Source organism: Rhodopseudomonas sp. BR0C11, from assembly GCF_010820945.1.
GTDB classification, from domain to species: Bacteria; Pseudomonadota; Alphaproteobacteria; order Rhizobiales; family Xanthobacteraceae; genus Rhodopseudomonas; species Rhodopseudomonas palustris_H.
In genome coordinates this window covers 1-3784 of record NZ_QTKI01000440.1, presented here as the reverse complement: position 1 = coordinate 3784, position 3784 = coordinate 1, and the positions used below count along the sequence as shown (strand labels likewise).

Sequence of the window (3784 nt, the reverse complement as noted above, 5' to 3'; positions counted from 1 at the left end):
GCGAGGCCGAGCAGAAACACCGCGGGAATTGCGACGGCGTAGAACCAGGGATCGAGGATGATCGACAACGAACGGACTCGAACTGATGGAGGATCACCGCGCAACCAGCGGCGCTCCCGCTGTACAGATGAATATCGGCCCCGGCAAACCGCATCGGCGCATATCGCCCGCGCGGTTAGTCCGCACACCGAATTGACGGATCAGCCCCGCTCCTTCAGCCCATGCTGCTGCAGACGCCACAGCAACAGATCCAGCCGGTCCTGACCGAAGAACGGCTCGCCCTTGAACACGAAGGTCGGCACGCCCCAGTGACCGGAGGCGGCGTGGTCGCGCTCGTTGCAGCGGATTGTCTCATCGTATCGGTCGGGATCGGCTACGATCTCAGCCTCGAGCTGCGCCAGATCGAGCCCGGCGCGCTCGGCAGCTTTGGCCAGATGATCGCCTTCGTGCCAGTTGTCGACCACGCCGCCATACAGCACGGAGCTGACCTCGCGGATGAACGCCAGGCCGCGGCCAGCAAGCTGGGCGGCGGCGCCGAGGCGCGTCAGGCGGGTGATGTAGGGCTGCTCGGCTGCAACTTCGAGCGTCTGCATGTTCTGCACGATCGGATCCGGCCGCGGGAAGCGAAACGGAATTCCCTCCTTCTGCGCGACACGAAAGCTGTCGAGCACGACGTAGCGCGCGAACCTCGGATCGGTACGCTTGAAGAACGTCGGATCGCGCACCGCGAGCGGATACACCGGCCGCGCGTTGATGACGAAGTCGTATTGCTCGACCAGCTTCACCGCCTTGGGCAATGACAGATAGCTGTAGGGACTCCGGAACGACCAGAATAGATCGACGCTGAGACTCATAAGGCAACCTTTGTCCGGAGCACCGCCACCGGCGTCCCGCAATGCAAAACGCGCCCCGCCAATTTCCGCCACGCGGGTATGGATGGCCTTGCGGCGCCACTGATTAGTCTCATGCCCCCTCCCTGATTGGTGCACCGCTTCGGCGGCATCGATCATTTCATGAACTAACCGTAAGATACGGACCTGCGATTGCAATCCGTTTCTGCATCGGCTGAGATGCCACCGTCGCGACAGACGACGAAAGCAGGGAGGAGACCGACGATGAGCGAGACCGTCACAGTCACCAACGACGCAATTGAGCCGAAAGATGCCTACGCTTCGGTCCTCGCGCGTCATAAGGCGGTGCTCGACGAATTGCCGTTCTCCGACACCAGTGACTTCGATGATGCCGCGCGGGGCTTTCTCGGCAGCATCGACCACGCCGCGATCATTTCGGCGCAGGGCCGCACGGTGTGGAGTCTCGAACCCTATCGTTTCCTGCAGGACGAGGTCGCCCCGGCAACCGTCGATCCGAGCCTATGGCGGCAATCGCGGCTGAACATGCAGCACGGCCTGTTCGAGGTCGTACCGGGCGTGTACCAGGTCCGCGGCTTTGACATCGCCAATATGACGCTGATCGAGAGCGACAACGGCGTGATCGTGGTCGACACCCTCACCTCGATCGAAGGCGCCCGCGCGGCGATGCAGCTCTATGTCCGCCACCGCGGCGACAGGCCGGTGGTGGCGGTGATCTTCACCCACACCCATGCCGATCATTGGGGCGGCGCGCGTGGCGTGCTCGACGAGGATGCAATCGCGAGCGGACGGATACCGATCATTGCGCCTGATTTGTTCATGGAGCACGCCGTCTCCGAGAACATCATTGCGGGGCCGGCGATGCTGCGGCGGGCGCAGTATCAGTTCGGACCGTTGCTCGCCAAAGGACCACGCGGCCATGTCGATTGCGGCCTCGGCAAGACAATGGCTGCCGGCACCGCGGCGCTGCTCCGCCCGACCGACCTGATCAAGGCGACCGGCGACACCCGCCGCATCGACGGCGTCGACTTCGAATTCCAGATGGCGCCGAACTCCGAAGCGCCGGCGGAGATGCACTTCTTCGTTCCGCGCTACAGGCTGCTCAACCTCGCCGAGAACTGCACCCACAACTTTCACAATCTGCTGCCGTTCCGCGGCGCCGACGTGCGCGATGCGCTGGCGTGGTCGGGTTATCTCGGCGAGGCCTTGCAACTCTGGGGCGGCAAGGCCGAGGTGATGTGCGGGCAGCACCATTGGCCGGTGTGGGGTACCGAACGGATCGACCTGATGATCCGGCAGCAGCGCGACATCTACAAATTCGCCCACGACCAGACGCTCCGGCTGATGAACCACGGCCTCAACGCCGCCGAGATCGCCGAAACGATCCGACTGCCGAAGAGCCTCGATGGCGCCTGGCACGCGCGCGGCTATTACGGCCACATCCGCCACAACGTGAAGGCGATCTACCAGAAGTATCTCGGCTGGTACGACGCCAATCCGGCCAATCTCGATCCGCTGCCGCCGGTGGACGCCGGCAAGAAGTACGTCGAGTACATGGGCGGCGCCGACGTTCTGCTGGCGAAGGCGCGCGCGGATTTCGAGCGGGGTGAATTCCGCTTCGTGGCGCAGGTGCTTAGCCATCTGGTGTTCGCCGATCCCGACAATCAGGACGGCCGACTGCTGCTGGCCGATACGTTCGAACAGCTTGGCTACCAGTCCGAGAGCTCGACCTGGCGCAACGCCTATCTGTTCGGCGCCCAGGAGCTGCGCCACGGCATGCCGAAAATGCCGACGCGCCCCGGAATGCCGCGCGAGACGCTGTCGGCGCTGAAGACCTCGCAAATCTGGGACGTGCTCGGCGTCCGGCTCAACGGGCCGAAGGCGGAGGGCAAGACCATCGTGCTGAACTGGCAGTTCACCGACACCGGCGAAACCTGGGTGCTGACGCTGGAGAACTGCGCCCTGACCTATGTGGCCGGCACGCAATCCGCCGCGGCCGACGCCGGCTTCGTGCTGCCGCGCAGCCTGCTCGACGAGGTGATCGCCAAGCAGACCTCGTTTCCCGAGGCGGTGATCGCGGGCAAGATCAAGGTCAGCGGCAATCCGATGAAGCTCGCCGAACTGATGGGGCTGATGGACGAGTTTCCACGGATGTTCGAGATCGTCGAACCCCGTCGCAATCCAGTCAGTTGAGCCGCTGCGGTCCCGCTCCGGACACTGACAGGGCAATGTACCCTGCTTAGGAACGGCGTACCACAAGCCGCGTTGGCGCCTCAGCAAGCGAGGGTGACCGCCATGCGTGGAAAGAAGCCTTCAGTTCGAGCGCCCCAGGCCAGGATCAAGCAGCCAAGCCCCAACGCGCGCACGCTGTCGCGGCTAACGGCGATCGCCAGCCACGCGATGATGGGCGCAGCGATCGGGCTCGGCTTTGCGTTCGTGGCGACGCGGTCCCCGAACTTCGGCGTAACACCGGCGCTGCTGAGCCTGCCGGCGTTTCGGCTGCTCGATTTCGCCCTGACCTCGGCGACCGGCTTTGCGATCGTCGCCGCACTCACCGGCCTCGCCCTGAGCGAGGCCGAGGAGCGCTGATCGTCAGGCGGCAGACCGCGCAGCGGCCTGCTCGACTGCAAACTCAAGCCGCAGCGGACTGCGGAAGGTCGACGACGGCATCCAGTTCAGCCGCTGTTCGGTGCGCGTGTAGTCCGGCACCACCTTGTGGAACTCATCGAATGCGATCTTGATCGCCATTCGGGCGATCGCCGAGCCGAGGCAGGCATGGACGCCGCCGCCGAAGCCGAGGTGGCCCTTTGGCTTGCGCTTAAGGTCGTAGACGTCCGGATTCGGAAACTGCCGTCCGTCGCGATTGGCCGAGCCATAGGCCAGACAGACGAAGTCGCCCGCCTTCATGGTGACGC

4 protein-coding genes are annotated in these 3784 nt (G+C 64.4%); 2 read left to right on the top strand and 2 right to left on the bottom strand.

What is annotated here, in order from left to right; genetic code table 11:
* Positions 1 to 200: 200 nt before the first annotated feature.
* On the bottom strand, positions 201 to 854 hold the full coding sequence (locus tag DYI24_RS22995; RefSeq protein WP_164573978.1) for a DsbA family protein: 654 nt from the start codon (positions 852 to 854) through the stop codon (positions 201 to 203).
* 261 nt (positions 855 to 1115) lie between these two features.
* Between DYI24_RS22995 and DYI24_RS22990 the strand changes: the two genes are divergently transcribed.
* Positions 1116 to 3062 (top strand): alkyl/aryl-sulfatase, encoded by a 1947-nt coding sequence (locus DYI24_RS22990; protein ID WP_164573977.1) that lies wholly within the window; start codon positions 1116 to 1118, stop codon positions 3060 to 3062.
* A gap of 102 nt (positions 3063 to 3164) precedes the next feature.
* Entirely contained in the window at positions 3165 to 3458 is a 294-nt protein-coding gene (locus tag DYI24_RS22985) for a hypothetical protein (RefSeq protein WP_164573976.1), read from the top strand.
* A gap of 3 nt (positions 3459 to 3461) precedes the next feature.
* Here the strand turns inward: DYI24_RS22985 and DYI24_RS22980 are convergent.
* On the bottom strand, positions 3462 to 3784 hold a 323-nt coding region (locus tag DYI24_RS22980; RefSeq protein WP_164573975.1), incomplete at its 5' end, for a cytochrome P450.

Excerpts from the sequence above, each read along its gene's own strand:
- DYI24_RS22990 (WP_164573977.1), top strand. The coding sequence starts at position 1,116 with ATGAGCGAGACCGTCACAGTCACCAACGACGCAATTGAGCCGAAAGAT.
- DYI24_RS22995 (WP_164573978.1), bottom strand. The coding sequence starts at position 854 with ATGAGTCTCAGCGTCGATCTATTCTGGTCGTTCCGGAGTCCCTACAGC.
- DYI24_RS22985 (WP_164573976.1), top strand. The coding sequence starts at position 3,165 with ATGCGTGGAAAGAAGCCTTCAGTTCGAGCGCCCCAGGCCAGGATCAAG.